Source organism: Neobacillus jeddahensis, from assembly GCF_000612625.1.
In the GTDB taxonomy this organism is placed as follows: domain Bacteria; phylum Bacillota; class Bacilli; order Bacillales; family Cytobacillaceae; genus Neobacillus; species Neobacillus jeddahensis.
Map to the genome: position 1 here is coordinate 104,295 of NZ_CCAS010000002.1, position 17,542 is coordinate 121,836.

Genomic DNA, 17,542 nt, shown 5'->3' on the forward strand with positions numbered 1-17,542 from the left:
GCACTTACCAAATTTAATGGTAAGTGCTTTTTCTTATTTAACTGGGATAGAAAATTCCTTAAAATCCTCAGCTATATCTGTATGTGGAAAGACTTCTTGGGCCTCTTCCACTAATTCACGCCAAGCAGTCCGGTCGTAACGAGAACTTATATGAGTAAGGCACAGCTGCTTACAATCAGCCTGTTTTGCAATTTCCGCTGCTTGATGGGTTGTAGAATGGAAATAATCAAAGGCAAGCTTTTCTTCTCCTTTCGAAAAGGTTGCTTCATGTATTAAAAAATCTGCATTTTGCGCTAAGCGCAACGAATTTTCGCACGATCTAGTGTCTCCAAGAATCGTAATAATTCGGCCTTTTTGGGCAGTTCCTAAAAACTTGCTTGGTTCAATCACCTTGCCATTCTCAAGCCTAACCGTTTCGCCATTTTTTATTTTTCGAAAAATCGGCCCCGGCTCCACCCCTGCCTCGATCAACTTGTCAGCGAGCAGTGTTCCGGGCCGATCCTTTTCAACAATCCGGTAGCCATAAGAGGGAATGCCGTGTTCAAGTAACCTTGCTTCCACTACAAACTGTTCATCTTCAAAAATAACCCCTTCAGTAATTTCGATAATATGTAATTGATATTTTAAATAAGTTTGACTTAGCGCAAGACTGACATGAATATATTCTCTAATTCCTTTTGGACCATAAACGGTTACCTCAGATTCCCCACCTTGAAAAGAACGGCTCGATAATAAACCAGGCAGGCCATAAATATGGTCGCCATGCAGATGAGTGATAAAGATTTTCTCGATCCGTCGCGGTTTAATCGCTGTATGTAATATTTGGTGCTGGGTAGCCTCCCCCACATCAAATAACCAAACCGCTCCCCTCTCTTCTAACAGTTTTAGGGCGATTGACGTTACATTTCGCAACTTCGCTGGCATTCCCGCTCCAGTCCCTAAGAAAAAAATATCCACAATAAAAAGCTCCCCTCTTCTCCGATCTTTCAATATGGATAATATATCATAAACCGTATTGAATTGCTCTTTCCTATCTTTTCTCCCTAACCAATTCATAATTTTTTTGGTACATGCAATTCAATATATTTGCGAAACCTAAAGAAAACAGCTAAATTTAATATTTGTAAAGAAAAAATCACATAAGCAGCCAGGCTTTAAGAAAAGAGGATATTACAGTGGAGCAAAATATGACTTCTTTAATTATGATTTTCGGAGCAACGGGTGACTTAGCAAAACGGAAGTTATTTCCTTCGCTTTACCGATTATTCTCACGGAATAGATTAGAAAAATTTGCCGTGATTGGAGTTGCGAGAAGATCACTTACGAATGATGAGTTCCAACAATCCGTGAAGGAATCCGTAAGATCTGCCTTAGGAAATAAGGATAATCTTGATGAATTCGTCTCCCATTTTTACTATCAATCCCATGATGTCGCGGATTCAAGCTCATACGTATCATTAAGAAAGTTTGCCAATCAAATTGATACGAATTATGATCTCGAAGGGAATCGTATTTTTTATTTAGCAATGGCTCCTGAATTTTTTGGTCCAATTGCCTTGCATTTAAAATCTGATGGCCTTACAGATGTAACAGGCTATAAACGACTTGTCATCGAGAAACCATTTGGTCATGATTTAGAGTCCGCTAAAGAGTTAAATAAACAAATTAGAAGTGCGTTTTCTGAAAAAGAAGTCTACCGAATCGATCACTATCTAGGGAAAGAGATGGTTCGAAACATTGAAGTAATTCGATTTGCGAATGCCATCTTTGAGCCACTTTGGAATAATCGCTATATCTCAAATATCCAAATTACTTCTAGTGAAACATTAGGTGTGGAGGAACGGGGCCGTTATTATGAAACAAGTGGAGCCTTACGGGATATGCTGCAAAATCATATGATGCAAATGGTCGCCTTGTTAGCAATGGAACCACCGATTAAGTTGACAACGGACGAAATCCGTTCTGAAAAGGTAAGAGTATTTAGAGCACTTCGAACGGTAGAAGGGGAAGAAGTAAATCAATATTTTGTTCGTGGACAATATGGTGAGGGAACCATTGATGATGTACAGGTGCCGAAATATCGCGATGAGCCAATGGTAGACGAGCAATCGAATACTGAAACCTTCGTGGCTGGGAAAATCATGATCGATAATTTCCGCTGGGCAGGAGTGCCTTTCTACATTCGTACAGGGAAAAGAATGGCAGCAAAATCCACAAAAATTGTCATTCAATTTAAAGATATTCCGATGAATTTATACTATCAAACCGATAAAATGTTAAATCCGAACCTGCTAGTCATCCATATTCAGCCAGAGGAGGGAATTACCCTTCATCTTAATGCAAAAAAAGCGGGCGGACATTTAGATGCTCAAGAAGTAAAGCTTAGCTTTGCCAACACTGGTATTCATGCAATGAACACACCAGAAGGCTATGAGAAGCTGCTATACGATTGCATGCGTGGAGATGCAACCAATTTCACTCATTGGGATGAGGTAGCCTACTCTTGGGCTTTTGTCGATAGAATTTCTGCTGCTTGGCAACAACCAATGGCAACCTTCCCAAATTATCCTGCTGGTTCAATGGGCCCTCAGGAAGCGGATGAACTATTAGAAAAGGACGGTTTCTTCTGGTGGCCTGTTTCAGACTTAGAAGTTGATGTTTGTTAAAAAGAAAAGCAATAGACTCCTGGTGCTGGACAATTCTCAAAATCGAAACATATAAATTCTAATATTAGAAGAAAAGCTCCACTTTGCGATTTTTAGCAAGGTGGAGCTTTTTAGTCTACTTCATGCTTTTTATCAGGAAAGGAACGGAGGAAATCTTTGTTAAAACTTGTCCCTGTTCCAACATTTTGGGAAGAATCAACATTGTGTGAAGCCGCCTTCTCAATTATACTTTTCCCGTATTTTTCCCGAAGACTAGCAAGGGTGTTCAGGAGCGGTTCCTTTTTTGCATCCTTTTCATAGGAAAATAAATCTAACTGCTTATAGGCATGGTCCTGTTCAACTAAATCATTTCCCGTTATTCCTAATAATCGAACCGGATCTCCATTCCACGACTTTAATAATAGCTGCTTTGCAAATGATGAAAGATCATCCTTATGATTAATCGGGTTAGGGAGTTTCTTACTTCTTGTAATCGTCTTCCGGTCTTTATAGCGGATCGTAATTCCTAAAGTCGAAGCGAGGACATTCTTTCGCTTTAATCTCACAGAAACAGTCTCCGCTAATGATTCCAGTACATGGAATAGCTCTTGTTGATTGCTAACGTCCCTAGGCAAAGTAGTCGAATTCCCAATGCTTTTAAATTCTGCCACTGATTCCGGATCTACTGGTCTTTGGTCGATTCCATTGGCTCGCTCTCTTATCCGAATCCCATTAATACCAAGCAGAGATTTAAGCTGTATCTCATTTCCCATTGCTAAATCACCAATCGTATGAATGCCTATTGTGGTCAGTTTCTCAGCCGTCTTCTTTCCTACTCCATGCATTTCATTAGTATTCATGGGCCAAAGAATCTTTGTAATATCGCGCTTGCGCAGGATAGTGATCCCCATTGGCTTTTTCATATCCGAAGCCATCTTGGCTAAAAACTTATTTGGAGCAATCCCAATACTACACGGCAAATCCAGCTGTTCAAGAACTCTTTTTTGAATACTTTCAGCAATTTCGATCGGACTTCCAAATTCGAAGCTCTCGGAAATATCCATATATCCCTCATCAATGGATACTGGTTCAACTAAATGTGTGTATTGTCTTAATATTTCAAACATCCCTAAGGAAGCTGCACGATAACGATCAAAATTGGGTTTCCTCACGACTAGCTGAGGGCATAGTTTTTTCGCTTCCCATAGTGGCATTGTTGTTTTAACCCCAAATTTCCTTGCCTCATAACTACACGTAACAATAATTCCCCGCCGCTCCTCGACATTTCCAGCAATTGCTAATGGTTTCCCTTTTAATGTTGGGTCATAGGCCATTTCAACCGAGGCAAAAAAACTATTCATATCCACATGTAAAATAACTCGGCCGTTTTTCGGATACATTTCCTTCATGATGATCACCCCATATAAATAAGTATATCAAAAAGGAGAGCCGTTTTGGCTCTCCCCTGATATCATTATTGATTTGTCACTTCATCGATAATCGCAATCGTCATTTCAGCTAGCTTATATAATTCTTCAACCGGCATGCGCTCGTTTGTTGTATGAATTTCCTCATAACCAACAGCAAGGTTTACGGTTGGAATGTTAAAACCATTAAAGACATTCGCATCACTGCCACCGCCGCTATGTTGAAGTTCACAGCTACGGCCGATTTTTGACGCTCCTTTGCGAGCGATTTCTACGACTGGATCCCCTTCACCAAATTTGAAGCCTGGATACATAACTTCAACTTCAACTTCTGCTCTGCCGCCCATTTCAGCAGCGACTGTTTCAAATGCTGCTTTCATCTTGCTAACCTGAGCTTCCATTTTTTCAGGAATAAGCGAACGTGCTTCCGCTAAAATATCAACTCGGTCACAAACAATATTGGTCGCCTGGCCACCTTCAAACCGACCAATATTTGCAGTCGTTTCATGGTCGATTCTTCCTAACGGCATCCTAGAAATGGATTTAGCCGCAATCGTAATGGCTGAAACGCCCTTTTCAGGTGCCACACCAGCATGTGCTGTTTTACCATAAATCACTGCTTTTACTTTTGCTTGTGTTGGAGCAGCGACCACAACGTTCCCCACAAGACCATCACTATCTAATGCATAACCGAACTTTGCTTTTAGCAATGATGGATCAAGCGCTTTTGCTCCATGTAATCCAGACTCTTCGCCCACAGAGATGACAAATTGAATCAAGCCATGTGGCAGATTTTGTTCCTTTAAGAGACGGATGGTTTCAAGCATAACAGCAATCCCCGTTTTATCATCGGCACCTAGGATGGTCGTACCATCAGTGACAACATAGCCATCTTTAATGGACGGCTTAACCCCTTTTGCAGGAGTAACGGTATCCATATGGCAAGAAAAATAAATAGGATCTACGCCTTCTTTTGTTGCAGGTAGCGTACAAACTAAGTTTCCAGCTCCATGGCCGGTTACAGCTGTTGTATCGTCTTCAAAAACATCAAGTCCTAAATCAGTAAATTTTTGCTTAAGTACCTTTGCAATTTCTGTCTCATATTTTGTTTCTGAGTCAATTTGAACAAGTTCTAAAAATTCATTCAAAAGACGCTCTTGATTAACCATTTTGTTACCCTCCAGTGTATGTACTGTATTCACTACATCAGTATACCTCTTTCCTCTTCCTCTCATCAAATGAAAGAGAATACAGACAGTTTATTTAACATAAAAGGAGTGGTTTTTAAAGTGGGATATTTCCATGTTTTTTATATGGACGTGTCTCTTTTTTGTTTCTCAGCATTTCCAAGGCTTGTATGATTTTGATTCTTGTTTCACGGGGATCGATGACATCATCGACCATGCCCCTACTTGCAGCTACATACGGATTGGCAAACTTTTCGCGGTATTCATCTATCTTTTGTTGTCTAATTAGCTCCGGATTATCGCTATTACTAATTTCCTTTGCAAAAATAATATTGGCTGCCCCTTGTGGCCCCATAACGGCAATTTCAGCATTTGGCCAGGCGAATACTAAATCAGCACCAATTGATTTACTATTTAAGGCCACATAGGCCCCACCATAGGCTTTTCTTAGAATAACGGTTAGCTTTGGTACGGTAGCTTCTGAATATGCGAATAAAATCTTTGCGCCATGACGAATGATTCCACCCAGTTCTTGTTTTACCCCAGGAAAGAAACCGGTTACATCTTCAAATGTGATGATAGGGATATTAAAACTATCACATGTTCGGATAAATCGAGCTGCTTTATCCGAGGAATCAATATCCAAGCCGCCGGCCATCACTTTGGGCTGATTACAAACAAGCCCCACTGTCTCTCCTTTAATCCGAGCAAATCCTACGACAATATTTTTAGCAAAGTCTTTTTGAATTTCCATAAACGAACTGGCATCGGTAACTTGTTCGATCACTTTTCGAACATCATAAGGACGAACCGCATCAAATGGTATGACATCGGTTAAATCTGGTCGATAATCGTTTTCCATCTCCACCTCTTGTCTCGGTGGTTTCTCTTCATTATTTTGCGGGAGATAACTCAGAAGACGGCGGACACTTTGTAATACCTCAGCTTCTGATTCTGATTGAAAATGAGCATTCCCACTAATCGAATTATGAACATTTGCCCCGCCAAGATCTTCTGCTGAAATTTTCTCACCCGTGACTGTTTCAATTACTTTTGGACCGGTAATGAACATTTGACTCGTCTTTTCGACCATGAAGACAAAATCAGTAATCGCCGGAGAATAAACGGCACCACCGGCACATGGCCCCAAAATAACAGAAATTTGCGGAATGACACCAGAATAAATGGCATTCCGATAAAAGATATGTCCGTAGCCGTCCAGTGATACGACCCCTTCTTGGATTCGCGCTCCACCTGAATCATTAAGACCAACAAAGGGCGTACCATTCTTTGCTGCTAAATCCATCACATTCGCGATTTTCTTTGCGTGCATCTCCCCTAATGCACCGCCAAAAACAGTAAAGTCTTGAGAAAATAAATAGATGGGACGCCCGTTTACTTTTCCGAATCCAGTTACCACGCCGTCACCAGGACCCTTTTGCTCATCTAGACCGAAGTCATTCGTTCGGTGTTCAATAAATGGGTTTAATTCGACAAAAGTACCTTCATCTACTAATAGCTCAATCCTTTCCCGAGCGGTCAATTTTCCTTTTTCATGCTGCTTATCGATACGCTCGTCCCCGCCGCCAAGCTCAACCTCGCGACGCTTATCATATAATTCATTAATTTTTTCATAGATGTCGATCATTTTACCCCTTCATCCCTTTCTTCTCACAAAGCTCATATAAGACGCCAGCGGTTGATTTTGGGTGCATAAAGGCAATCTGCGCTCCTCCTGCACCAGGTCTCGACTCGTTATCAATCATATTGATTCCCTTTTCCTTCATTTCAATAATTCTCTCTTCTATCGATTCAACACCGAGTGCCACATGATGAATCCCCTCACCACGTTTTTCGATAAATTTAGCAATTGAACTGTTCTCTGCTGTCGGCTCAAGTAACTCAATCTTGATTTCTCCTGCTCGTAAAAAGGCGACTTTTACTTTTTGACTATCTACCTCTTCAATCCCTATTAATTCCAATTTCAACACATCTGTATAAAAGGGCAAGGTTTCCTCAAGAGATTTGACAGCGATTCCGATATGGTCGACTTTTTTAATCATAAATACCCCTCTGTTTCAATATTAAAATTTATTCGACAATTACTGTATTCGGTAAAAAGTTCATAATTCCTTCCTAATTTGCATACTAGTTCCGTTGTCCATTCGAACTTTTCCCTGTACAATGTATGTAAAGTAGCTGAACGTTAAGGGAGGGATCTCTATTGAAAAAAAAGAAAACTAGGAAGATTATTGTTTATTTAATGCTTTTCGCTATGCTTGCATCAACTCTCCTAATTGGAATTGGTGCATTCTTATCTTAAATAACGAAAGGGACTATTCGAGTAGAATAGTCCCTTTCATATCGTAACCGCCCCTTAATTAATTGCTCCATTTTCTCGTGCTAGTGCTTCAAACGATTTTTTTGATGAGATCACTAAAATTTTTGTTCCAATTGGAATAATGGGAAAAAGAGAAGAAACTACTTCATTCTGGGTGCGGATACAACCCTGGGAAACATATTTTCCAATTGATGCAGGCTGATTGGTTCCATGAATCCCATAGGTTCGACCATCAGTCCCCTTTGCATCAAAACCAATCCATCTAGCTCCAAGCGGATTCCTTGGATCACCTCCAGGAATGTTCCCCTTGCGAAAATAGGGTTCTTTTGCCTTTACCGTAATCGTAAACAGTCCTTCTGGCGTAAGCTCTTGTGTCCTACCTGTACCAACACTGATAACGGTCTGGACTTTGTTATCATTAACAAAGGCTAATTCATTTTTACTTTTGTTGACAATCACAAATGGCTCTCCAGGTAATGGATTCGGGCCTAGTGGCCAGAGTGGTGAAATGAAAAAAGCAACCAGGATCGGTGATAAGATTTTTATCAAAGCAACCACCTGCCTTTTTTTTCCTAGTTTGCTTTGATTTTCTTTTTTTCATTCATGTTTGACCTATTTTCTTTTAATGAACTTTTTATAATGAGATAATCATTCATTTCATTAACAAGCTGTAATAATGCTGCCCGCGTTTCAAATTCCTCTCTTGTTCTAGGCAGCTCCATTTCTTCAAACTCTTTTTTCATTTCTCTCAATTTATCGATATAAATATGAGCGGTATTACCAGGATGGATATTCTCAGAAAGTTCCTCAAGAAATGCTGCTACCATTTTCCCTTGCTCTACAGTCCGTGTCAGTGACGTGACAATAGGTAAAACACGTTCCATTATTTCAAATTGTTTTTCTCTCATCTTAAAATAATGAAAATAAATGTTCTCTTCCCGTAAAAATCGATTTTCGACGTCCCTTACTGCCAACATTTTGGCCTCTTCAAGCAAATTGGCACTTTCTGTAATCTCACTTCCGTCCCAATCGCTATCTCCTGTTCTGAGGTAACGCACCATCTCACAGAAAATAATCTTAAAGTTTTCTTCAATTTTCACTTGATAGTCTCGCAGTTTTTGATCCACACTCGGCATATAAAGATTAATAAGTAGTGCGACTCCAATCCCAACTGTAATGACCCCAAGTTCATTGTAAATAAGTCCCCATGATATATTATGAGCCATATAGATGTGTAAAATAATTACGCTACTTGTTACAACGCCATCCTTTGCTTTTAACATTACAATCGTTGGAATAAAGACTAAGAGCATCATTCCGATGACGATCGGATGGTAAGCAATGCCTTCAAAGAAAACAGCTGAAAAAGGCATCGCTAATACACAAGCTAAAAATCGATCCCAGGCTGTTCGAAGCGATTTCCTTTTCGTTACCTGAATACATAAGATGGTTAAAATTCCTGCAGAGGCAAAATTGTTAAGACCTAATTGCTGCGCAATTAAGATGGAAATAGCTGTTCCTACAGCTGTTTTAATCGTACGGTATCCAATAGAAAATTTCATTTTTTATCATATCTCCCCAAAAATAAAAAGATGATCATTTAGACCATCTTTAGCATATCCTTATTAAAGCATCTTTTGCAAGAAATCTTGGGCTCGTTGACTCTTTGGATTGGCAAAGAATTCTTCAGGTGGTGAATCTTCAACAAGTACTCCTCCATCTAGGAATAGAACTCTATCGGCTACTTCTCTCGCAAACCCCATTTCATGTGTCACAATCGCCATAGTCATACCAGTATTGGCAAGTGTTTTCATCACTTCCAATACTTCTTTCACCATTTCAGGATCAAGAGCAGAGGTTGGTTCATCGAAAAGCATCACCTTGGGCTCCATTGCTAACGCTCGGGCAATGGCCACACGCTGTTTTTGACCACCAGATAGTCTTGTCGGATATTCACCAGCCTTTTCTGATAAACCAACTTGATTTAACAGCCCATATGCAATTTTTTCTGCACTGTCCCTTCCTAATCCTTTTACCTTCATTGGAGCGTAGGTAAGATTTTGCAACACGGTTTTATGTGGAAATAAATGAAAGTGTTGAAAGACCATCCCGACATTTTGCCGAACCTTCATAATGTTAGTCTTCTTATCTGTCACATCTTGATTTTCTATTAAAATCGTGCCGCTAGTTGGGGCTTCGAGTAAGTTTAGACAGCGGAGGAAAGTGGATTTCCCTGAACCTGATGGCCCGATAATGGCGACCACTTCTCCTGTCTGAATCGTCGTCGTTATTCCCTTTAGCACTTCTAGCTTTCCATAATTTTTATGCAAATTGTCCACTTTAATCACTGCGTCTCATTCTCCCTTCAAGTGCTTTTCCTAAGAAGGTCAAGGTCATTACCATTAAGTAATAGATTAGACCGGCAATTAATAACGGCTCAAAAAAGGAGTAATTTTCTGCTCCCACTTGGTAGGAACGGCGCATAATATCCATTACCCCAATGGTCGTCACAATCGCTGATTCTTTTGTGAGAGTAATGAATTCATTCATCAGGGCAGGGAGAATATTTTTCAATGCCTGTGGCAGAATGATATCCCACATCATTTTTCCATATGGAACGCCAAGAGCCATAGCTGCCTCCTGCTGGCCTTTATCAACAGCAAGAATCCCAGCCCGAATTATTTCTGAAATATAGGCTCCAGAATTTAGACCAAACGATAGAATCGCCGCAGTATATGGCTCAATTTGATAACCAATTATTTGAGGCGATCCATAATAAATCAACATCAATTGCAGGACTAATGGTGTTCCACGGAATATCGATGTATATAGATCAGCAATCCAATTAAGTATTTTTATATGACTAATTTTTAAAAGAGATAAAATAATTCCAAGTACAAATCCCAATACCCCTGCCAGAATAACGATCTGAAGGGTAACTAATATACCTTTTAAAATATATGGCATGGAGGGAATGAATTGAGTAAAATCCAGGTTCATTCAACTTCCGTCCTCTCTATCAAAAATGGGAGAGACGTTCAAGATCGAACGTCTCTAGTAAAATGAAAACTTATTCTGCATGAAATTCTGTGAAAGACAACCCGTATAGGATTCTAATCTTATTCTTCCCCGCCAAACCATTTCACAACCAATTTCTGCAATTCACCGTTTTCCTTCATTTTTTTCAGTTCCTTGTTAAATTTCTCAGTTAAATCGCTATTTTTTGGAAAGGCAATCGCAGAGCCTGCCTCTTTTGGATCATCACTGATCGTGAAGCCTTTGAAGTCCTGTTCCTTTTCAAAATACCCCTTCGCAACCGTGTCCTCAATAATTGCGGCATCAAAACGTCCTGACTTGATTTCTTGAATAAGATCTGGAATACGATTGCGGTTTTCAATTTTTATTGGCACTTGTTTATTAATTTCTTCCGCTTTCCCTTCTTGAATAGAACCTAGCTGAACACCAACCGTTTTACCTTTTAAATCTTCAACTTTTTCAATCCCACTATCCTTTTTAGAAACAACAAGGTGCTGGGCTGTATAATAAATATCACTGAAATCAACATTTTTCTTTCGCTTTTCGGTTGGGGTCATCCCAGCTAAAACAAAATCAGCTTGTCCTGATTTAAGAGATTGGACCAAGCCACTAAAATCCATATCCTTAATTTCTACTTTATAACCAAGGTTTTTAGCGATTGCTTTTGCCAAGTCCACATCAAAACCCTTAATTTCATCACTTTTGCCTGTTTCAACATATTCGAATGGTGGATAGTCAGCCGAAGTGGCCATCACGAGTACTTTCTTATCTCCACTTTTCTTGTTTGCTTTCTCAGTTGATCCACATGCTGCCAGTAACCCCACAGACATCATTATCGCTAAAAATACAATTATTGTCTTTTTCATTTGTTTTCCCCCTATAATTTTCTGAAAATTAGTATTAGTATTTTTCTTATAATTCCCTAATATTTTATTCCTAATTCTCATATTTATTAGTTTAATAATGTAATATTTATTCAACGTAATGAATTTTAACACATATTAATAATTATGCAAATATATTTTTAAAAATTCATTTATGTTTTTTGAGATAATTTTCTCGATAACCTAATGTATGATGATAAAATAGAAAAAGGGTCAACCTCCATCAATGGAGATTAACCCTTCTTTACTGCTGTTATTATACCTCTTCACAATATTGATCAAATTCACTTTGTAGCTTGGAAACGACTGTCGCAGGGTCGAAGCCCTCGATTTGATGTCTTTCCACCATGGAAAGAATTTTACCATCCTTCAATAACGCAAACGATGGTGAGGATGGCGGATAGCCTGTAAAATAGCTTCTTGCCGTTTCTGTTGCTTCCTTATCCTGACCAGCAAATACAGTAACAAAGTGGTCCGGGCGTTTATCATTGTGAAGCGCATGTGCTGCTGCAGGACGTGCAACTCCTCCAGCACAACCACAAACAGAATTAATCATAACTAAAGTTGTTCCTTTTTGTGTCAGTGCTTCTTCTACTTCTGCAGGTGTTCTAAGTTCTTTATATCCAGCAGACGCAATTTCTTGACGTGCTTGATTGACCACATCATTCATGAAAAAATTAAAATCCATGCTCATTAAAATCACTCCTTATCTTACGTACATACCTACATCATAACAGTTATAATGTGTTTTTTCCAAATGAAAAGAAATCCCCCTGTTGCTGAAGTGACTATTTTATTTTAAAAAGGTTTGAAATAATTGTTCAACTGCTGAAGCTACTGTTTTTCCCCCAGTCAACACTTCATTTTCAAGTTTAGGCAATAAGTTCCTTACGCCGTTATGATGATAAAAATGAAATTGAAGCTGATCTGTAATCATCGAATAGAGCCATTCTCTAGCTTGACTTTTCCGTCTTTCCTCAAAAACGCCTGATGTTTTCCCTGTTTTCTCGAAGGAGTCAATCATCTCCCATATTTCAGCGATCCCTTCATGGGTTACGGATGAGCAAGTATAAGCTCGCGTTCGCCACCCCTTAGTTGCGGGCTGCAAAAAGTGAAGTATCCGGTTGTACTCGATTCTTGTTTGTTCAGCCTTTTGTTTATTCTCACCATCAGCTTTATGAATCAAAATAGCATCGGCCAGTTCCATGATTCCTTTTTTCATTCCTTGTAGCTCATCTCCGGCACCAGTTAGAACGAGCAACATGAAAAAGTCGACCATTTCCCGGATCATGACTTCGCTTTGTCCAACGCCAACAGTTTCCACTAAGATGATATCAAAACCAGCAGCTTCACAAATTAGCATTGCTTCCCTAGTTTTACGGTGAACTCCTCCAAGCTTCCCGGCCGTTGGTGATGGGCGGATAAAGGCATTAGCGGTTTTTGACAGTTTTTCCATCCTTGTTTTATCACCGAGGATACTGCCGCCACTAACGCTTGAACTTGGATCAATGGCTAAAACGGCAACCTTATGACCTATGCTGCAAAGATACATACCAAAAGCCTCAATAAAGGTACTTTTCCCGGCACCTGGAACACCCGTTATGCCAATTCGGATGGATTTACTCGAATGGGGCTGGAGCCTTTGCAGCAATTGCTGTGCCTTATGAAAATGCTGTTCCGCATTACTTTCGATAAGCGTAATGGCTCTTGCCAGCAGTGTTCGATTTCCCTCAAGTACGCCAGAATACAAGTCATCTACTGACGGTTCAGAGGAGTTCCGTTTTTGAAAACGTAAATTTTTTTCTGTTGAGACTGTTTGACCTTCTATGTCCTGTCCCTTTCGTACGACACTTGAACAGCAATCGGGTTTATTTGGGTCACTCCATTCCGGTTTATGATCGGTGCCCATTTAGTGCCCCACTTCCTCATAACCGATTTGTCTATAAATCTCCTTAATTACCTTTTGGGCTGCTACAGGGATTATCGTTCCAGGCCCGAAGATCGCAGCCGCACCATGATCGTATAAAAATTGATAATCCTGTGCCGGTATGACCCCGCCAATGACAACCAAAATATCTTCTCGACCCAACTTTCTCAATTCTTCGACAAGTTGTGGCAGTAATGTTTTATGTCCTGCAGCAAGCGAACTCATTCCCACTACATGGACATCATTTTCCACTGCTTGAACGGCCGTTTCTTCTGGCGTTTGGAACAATGGACTAATATCGACATCGAATCCCAAATCAGCGAAGGCTGTGGCAATGACCTTTGCTCCACGGTCGTGACCATCCTGTCCCATTTTTGCAATGAGAATTCTCGGTCTTCTTCCTTCAGCCTCAAGGAATTCATCCGTCATTTGCTTCACTTCTAAAATTTCTTCCTCATTACTAAAAGCCGTACTATAAACACCACTAATTGAACGAATAACAGCTTTATGCCGACTAGCGACAATCTCAATGGCATCGGAAATTTCTCCAAGTGTTGCCCTCACTCTAGCTGCTTTAATCGCTAGTTCCAATAAGTTTTGTTCTCCTGTTTTCGCGGCAATCGTTAAGGCTTTAAGGGCTTCTTCCACTTTTTTTTCATCCCGGCTAGCTTTTAAAGTTGTTATTTTTTCGATTTGTTTTAAGCGAACAGCCGAATTATCAATATCTAAAATATCAATTGCTTCTTCCTTTTCTAGACGAAAGCGATTGACACCGATGATGGTTTCCTTACCAGAATCAATTTGGGCCTGTCTTCGAGCTGCTGCCTCTTCTATTCTCATTTTCGGAAGGCCTGTTTCAATTGCTTTGGCCATTCCACCCAAACCTTCAATCTCTTCTATATGCATCCAAGCTCTATTGACCAATTCATCTGTCAGTTTTTCAACATAGTAGGAGCCTGCCCACGGATCTATGACCCTCGTAATTCCGGTTTCCTCTTGTAAAAATAACTGCGTATTTCGGGCAATCCGCGCTGAGAAGTCCGTCGGCAGGGCAATCGCTTCATCCAGGGCATTGGTGTGTAAGGATTGGGTATGGCCCATTGCAGCTGCATGGGCTTCTACTAGGGTTCGAGTCACATTGTTAAAGGGATCCTGCTCCGTCAAACTCCAGCCAGAAGTCTGGCAATGGGTCCGTAATGCTAATGATTTTTCATTATTTGGATGAAATGATTTCATCATTTTGGCCCAAATCAATCGTGCCGCACGCATTTTCGCTACTTCCATAAAATAATTCATACCAATTGCCCAGAAAAACGACAACCTCGGGGCGAAGGAATCAATTTCGATTCCCGCTTTTAGTCCTGTCCGAACATATTCTAGCCCGTCCGCTAACGTGTATGCTAGTTCTATATCGGCAGGTGCCCCCGCCTCCTGCATATGGTAACCGGAAATACTTATACTATTAAACTTAGGCATATATTTGGATGTATACTCAAAGATATCCGCAATAATTTTCATCGACATTTCCGGTGGATAGATATAGGTGTTCCGCACCATATATTCCTTTAAAATGTCATTTTGGATCGTTCCTGACAATTTCTCTTGGCTTACTCCTTGTTCCTCGGCTGTCACAATGAAAAAAGCAAGAATTGGTAATACCGCCCCATTCATCGTCATTGAGACGGACATTTGGTCCAAGGGTATTCCATCAAAGAGTGTCTTCATATCGAGGATGGAGTCGATGGCAACCCCTGCTTTCCCCACATCCCCCACCACACGAGGATGGTCTGAGTCGTAGCCGCGATGGGTTGCTAAATCAAAGGCAACCGATAGTCCTTTTTGCCCCATTGCTAGATTACGCCGGTAAAAGGCATTACTTTCTTCAGCTGTTGAAAAGCCGGCATATTGTCTGACCGTCCACGGACGGTTCACATACATAGTTGGATATGGTCCTCTCGTAAATGGTGGTAAACCCGGTAAATCATCAATATGTTCTAAACCTTCTCGGTCCTCTTTTGTATAAATAGGCTTCAAACTGATTTGCTCATTTGTCTCAAATAGTAAATCATCTATGGAAGTCATTATTTCTTGGTTAACCTTCTCCTGCCACTTTTCTTTCGTTAGGAATTCTGCATCGTTATCAAAAAGCGATATTTTTTGGAAATCAGGCTTTTGTTTCTTCAATTGTGCTCGCCTCCAGATCACGAAGAATGGTTGAAAGGGTTTCGTAGCAATTTATATTCACATGAATAAACTGCCTTATCCCATTATTTTTCCACTTAGATTGCTTTTCTTGATCAGGTAGTCCCGCTAAATAAAAAATCCGCTCAGGATATTCAGCCTGTAAAATCAACAAAATATCATAGCCTAATTCTTCATATTGTTGATTTGTTCCACAAAGACAAACGTATTTACTCAGTGTTTCTTTCATAAATTGGCGTGCATTTTCAATCGTTAAGATGGGCTTACTTTCTATTGTTTTCAAACCACCAGCAGCAAGAAAGCCTTTCATAAAATCAAGTCTTGCCTTATACTGTGTTAATTCCCCCAAACAAATCATCCCTACTGCTGGGGAGATTCCTATTTTCTTTTCGAGATGATCTGCCTTAGAGCGCAATTCTTCAAATGATTCAGCTAATCTTCGCTTCGGGATTGCCTTGATTTTTATTACCGAGTCTATCTTACCTGCAAAGTTTGGTTTTTCTTCAGTTAATCCTTTATTTAAAACAATCTCATCTAAATTTGCATAGATATTAGTTCCAATAATACTCTGCTTTCTTGTCTGGCCGTCCATTTTTTTCTTTTCAAAAATCATTTCTATTTCCTGTTGCAGCCAATTGCTTTTTAATCCTTCCAAGATGCCACCCTCGGCTTCAATGTGCTGGAAGAATTCCCATGCTTTTTCAGCTAGCTGGTTTGTTAATTGTTCAACATACCAAGAACCTCCGGCAGGATCAATCACCTTTGTTAGCATTGCCTCTTCTTTCAATAGCAATTGTGTATTTCGTGCAATTCTCTCCGAAAATGGTGAAGCACCAGTTAGGCCATCAAATGGTTCAACGTGTAAGTATTGTACCCCACCCAAAATAGCAGCAAACGCTTCATTTCCTGCTCGAAGGAGATTCACATGCGGATCATAGACGGTTTTTGTGAAGGATGAGGTTTCTGCAGAAATAATCATTCCACGTGCGTCTTCTTTCGCATCATAAAGTCTTGTGACCCGATGCCAGAGGATTCTTGCTGCCCGGAATTTTGCTATTTCCATAAAAAAATTACTTCCAACCGAAAATTGAAAAACGATTTTCGCAAGAATTTGGTCAACTTCCATCCCCTCGTCTTGTAACTTTTCGAGATAGAATACCCCTTCCGCTATCGCGATCCCAAGCTCTTGAACTGAATTTGCCCCACCATTGTGAAAGGGAACCGTATCAATCAGAATGGTCCGAAGGTTAGGATACTTCTTATTTGTTTGGATAATCTTTTTTTGCCAATCACTGATCAATGGCTCAGAAACTTGCCCCGTTTCAGCAAAAAGTGCAATAAGATCGGCACCTAAATACCCTTTGATTTTGTCCGCTAGATCATTCGTTTCAACCCTTTTATCCAATGCCGCTAAAAATGGTGCAAACCAATCTCTTGCATTAATCGCCAGGGGAAATTGATAAATTACGTCTCCTAAAATACTGGATAGGTCTTCATTTGTTTCTAGTAAATCCTCAGCGATTTCAAATGAGATAGCTGATTGTCCCTTTTCAAGGGCATCAAGAAGTTTTATCTTCAACTCATCCGAGGTTTGGTAGGTTAGCCTCTGTGCCACCTTCCAGTCGTTTGTAATATAGCCGAGCGGATAGGTTCCTCTCCTAAAATCAGATCCTCCTGAATAATCTGGGACTGCTTGTTCATCTTCACGACTATAAAGCGGTTTCAAAATAATGTTTTCGTATGTAGACCTATTCAACGAGTCAATTGTTTTACTTTTTAGAGATCTCTCTGCTATAGTTGTCCAATCGGTTTTTGTTTTTGGTGGGAAAGATTGCTTCTTTACTGTATCCAAACGCTTAAACCCCCTTCAACATACAAATTGAAATAAAATTC

Annotated in this window: 16 protein-coding genes; 2 read left to right on the forward strand and 14 right to left on the reverse strand. The window is 40.1% G+C overall.

The genetic code is table 11. The features are described 5' to 3' along the window. Nucleotides 1-33: 33 nt before the first annotated feature. The gene (gene rnz / locus TY15_RS01410) at nucleotides 34-957 is read right to left on the reverse strand and encodes a ribonuclease Z (RefSeq protein WP_040208216.1); all 924 of its coding nucleotides are present in this window, start codon (nucleotides 955-957) and stop codon (nucleotides 34-36) included. Nucleotides 958-1,202: 245 nt separating this feature from the next. On the opposite strand from rnz, the gene zwf reads away from it, so the two are divergent. Continuing rightward, nucleotides 1,203-2,666 carry a glucose-6-phosphate dehydrogenase gene (gene zwf / locus TY15_RS01415; RefSeq protein ID WP_040208458.1) on the forward strand — a complete coding sequence of 488 codons (1,464 nt, stop codon included), beginning with the start codon at nucleotides 1,203-1,205 and terminating at the stop codon, nucleotides 2,664-2,666. Between the two features lie 110 nt (nucleotides 2,667-2,776). Here the strand turns inward: zwf and TY15_RS01420 are convergent, their stop codons facing one another. The 4 genes from TY15_RS01420 to mce all read right to left on the reverse strand — a co-directional run bounded on the left by TY15_RS01420 (nucleotide 2,777) and on the right by mce (nucleotide 7,322). Next, nucleotides 2,777-4,054 (reverse strand): DNA polymerase IV, encoded by a 1,278-nt coding sequence (locus TY15_RS01420; RefSeq protein WP_040208215.1) that lies wholly within the window; start codon nucleotides 4,052-4,054, stop codon nucleotides 2,777-2,779. Nucleotides 4,055-4,119: 65 nt separating this feature from the next. Next, nucleotides 4,120-5,241, reverse strand: coding sequence for a tripeptidase T (locus TY15_RS01425; protein WP_040208213.1), 1,122 nt, complete (start codon nucleotides 5,239-5,241; stop codon nucleotides 4,120-4,122). Nucleotides 5,242-5,356: 115 nt separating this feature from the next. Further along, a complete protein-coding gene (locus tag TY15_RS01430) occupies nucleotides 5,357-6,907 on the reverse strand; it encodes an acyl-CoA carboxylase subunit beta (RefSeq protein ID WP_040208210.1) in 1,551 nt (516 codons plus the stop codon). A gap of 1 nt (nucleotide 6,908) precedes the next feature. Further along, nucleotides 6,909-7,322, reverse strand: coding sequence for a methylmalonyl-CoA epimerase (mce, locus tag TY15_RS01435; RefSeq protein WP_040208209.1), 414 nt, complete (start codon nucleotides 7,320-7,322; stop codon nucleotides 6,909-6,911). Nucleotides 7,323-7,483: 161 nt separating this feature from the next. On the opposite strand from mce, the gene prli42 reads away from it, so the two are divergent. Then, nucleotides 7,484-7,582, forward strand: a complete 99-nt coding sequence (gene prli42 / locus TY15_RS25075) for a stressosome-associated protein Prli42 (protein ID WP_157042250.1) — start codon at nucleotides 7,484-7,486, stop codon at nucleotides 7,580-7,582. Nucleotides 7,583-7,636: 54 nt separating this feature from the next. On the opposite strand, the gene TY15_RS01440 is transcribed toward prli42, so the two are convergent. From TY15_RS01440 to TY15_RS01480, 9 genes are all read right to left on the reverse strand, one after another. Then, on the reverse strand, nucleotides 7,637-8,149 hold the full coding sequence (locus TY15_RS01440; protein WP_081799319.1) for a L,D-transpeptidase: 513 nt from the start codon (nucleotides 8,147-8,149) through the stop codon (nucleotides 7,637-7,639). 23 nt (nucleotides 8,150-8,172) lie between these two features. After that, nucleotides 8,173-9,162, reverse strand: a complete 990-nt coding sequence (locus TY15_RS01445; protein ID WP_040208206.1) for an aromatic acid exporter family protein — start codon at nucleotides 9,160-9,162, stop codon at nucleotides 8,173-8,175. Nucleotides 9,163-9,225: 63 nt separating this feature from the next. Beyond that, nucleotides 9,226-9,948: an amino acid ABC transporter ATP-binding protein gene (locus TY15_RS01450; RefSeq protein ID WP_040208204.1), complete on the reverse strand. Its 723-nt coding sequence runs from the start codon at nucleotides 9,946-9,948 to the stop codon at nucleotides 9,226-9,228. Next, nucleotides 9,941-10,600 carry an amino acid ABC transporter permease gene (locus tag TY15_RS01455; RefSeq protein WP_040208203.1) on the reverse strand — a complete coding sequence of 220 codons (660 nt, stop codon included), beginning with the start codon at nucleotides 10,598-10,600 and terminating at the stop codon, nucleotides 9,941-9,943. The genes TY15_RS01450 and TY15_RS01455 overlap by 8 nt, the downstream gene beginning before the upstream one ends. A gap of 119 nt (nucleotides 10,601-10,719) precedes the next feature. Then, nucleotides 10,720-11,502 carry a transporter substrate-binding domain-containing protein gene (locus TY15_RS01460; RefSeq protein ID WP_040208201.1) on the reverse strand — a complete coding sequence of 261 codons (783 nt, stop codon included), beginning with the start codon at nucleotides 11,500-11,502 and terminating at the stop codon, nucleotides 10,720-10,722. A gap of 274 nt (nucleotides 11,503-11,776) precedes the next feature. Next, nucleotides 11,777-12,214 carry a BrxA/BrxB family bacilliredoxin gene (locus tag TY15_RS01465; RefSeq protein WP_040208199.1) on the reverse strand — a complete coding sequence of 146 codons (438 nt, stop codon included), beginning with the start codon at nucleotides 12,212-12,214 and terminating at the stop codon, nucleotides 11,777-11,779. 99 nt (nucleotides 12,215-12,313) lie between these two features. After that, nucleotides 12,314-13,429 carry a methylmalonyl Co-A mutase-associated GTPase MeaB gene (gene meaB, locus TY15_RS01470; protein WP_040208198.1) on the reverse strand — a complete coding sequence of 372 codons (1,116 nt, stop codon included), beginning with the start codon at nucleotides 13,427-13,429 and terminating at the stop codon, nucleotides 12,314-12,316. Beyond that, nucleotides 13,430-15,631 carry a methylmalonyl-CoA mutase gene (gene scpA / locus TY15_RS01475; protein WP_040208197.1) on the reverse strand — a complete coding sequence of 734 codons (2,202 nt, stop codon included), beginning with the start codon at nucleotides 15,629-15,631 and terminating at the stop codon, nucleotides 13,430-13,432. Further along, entirely contained in the window at nucleotides 15,612-17,501 is a 1,890-nt protein-coding gene (locus tag TY15_RS01480; protein WP_040208195.1) for a methylmalonyl-CoA mutase subunit beta, read from the reverse strand. Before TY15_RS01480 ends, scpA begins: the two co-directional genes overlap by 20 nt. Between the last annotated feature and the right edge of the window lie 41 nt (nucleotides 17,502-17,542).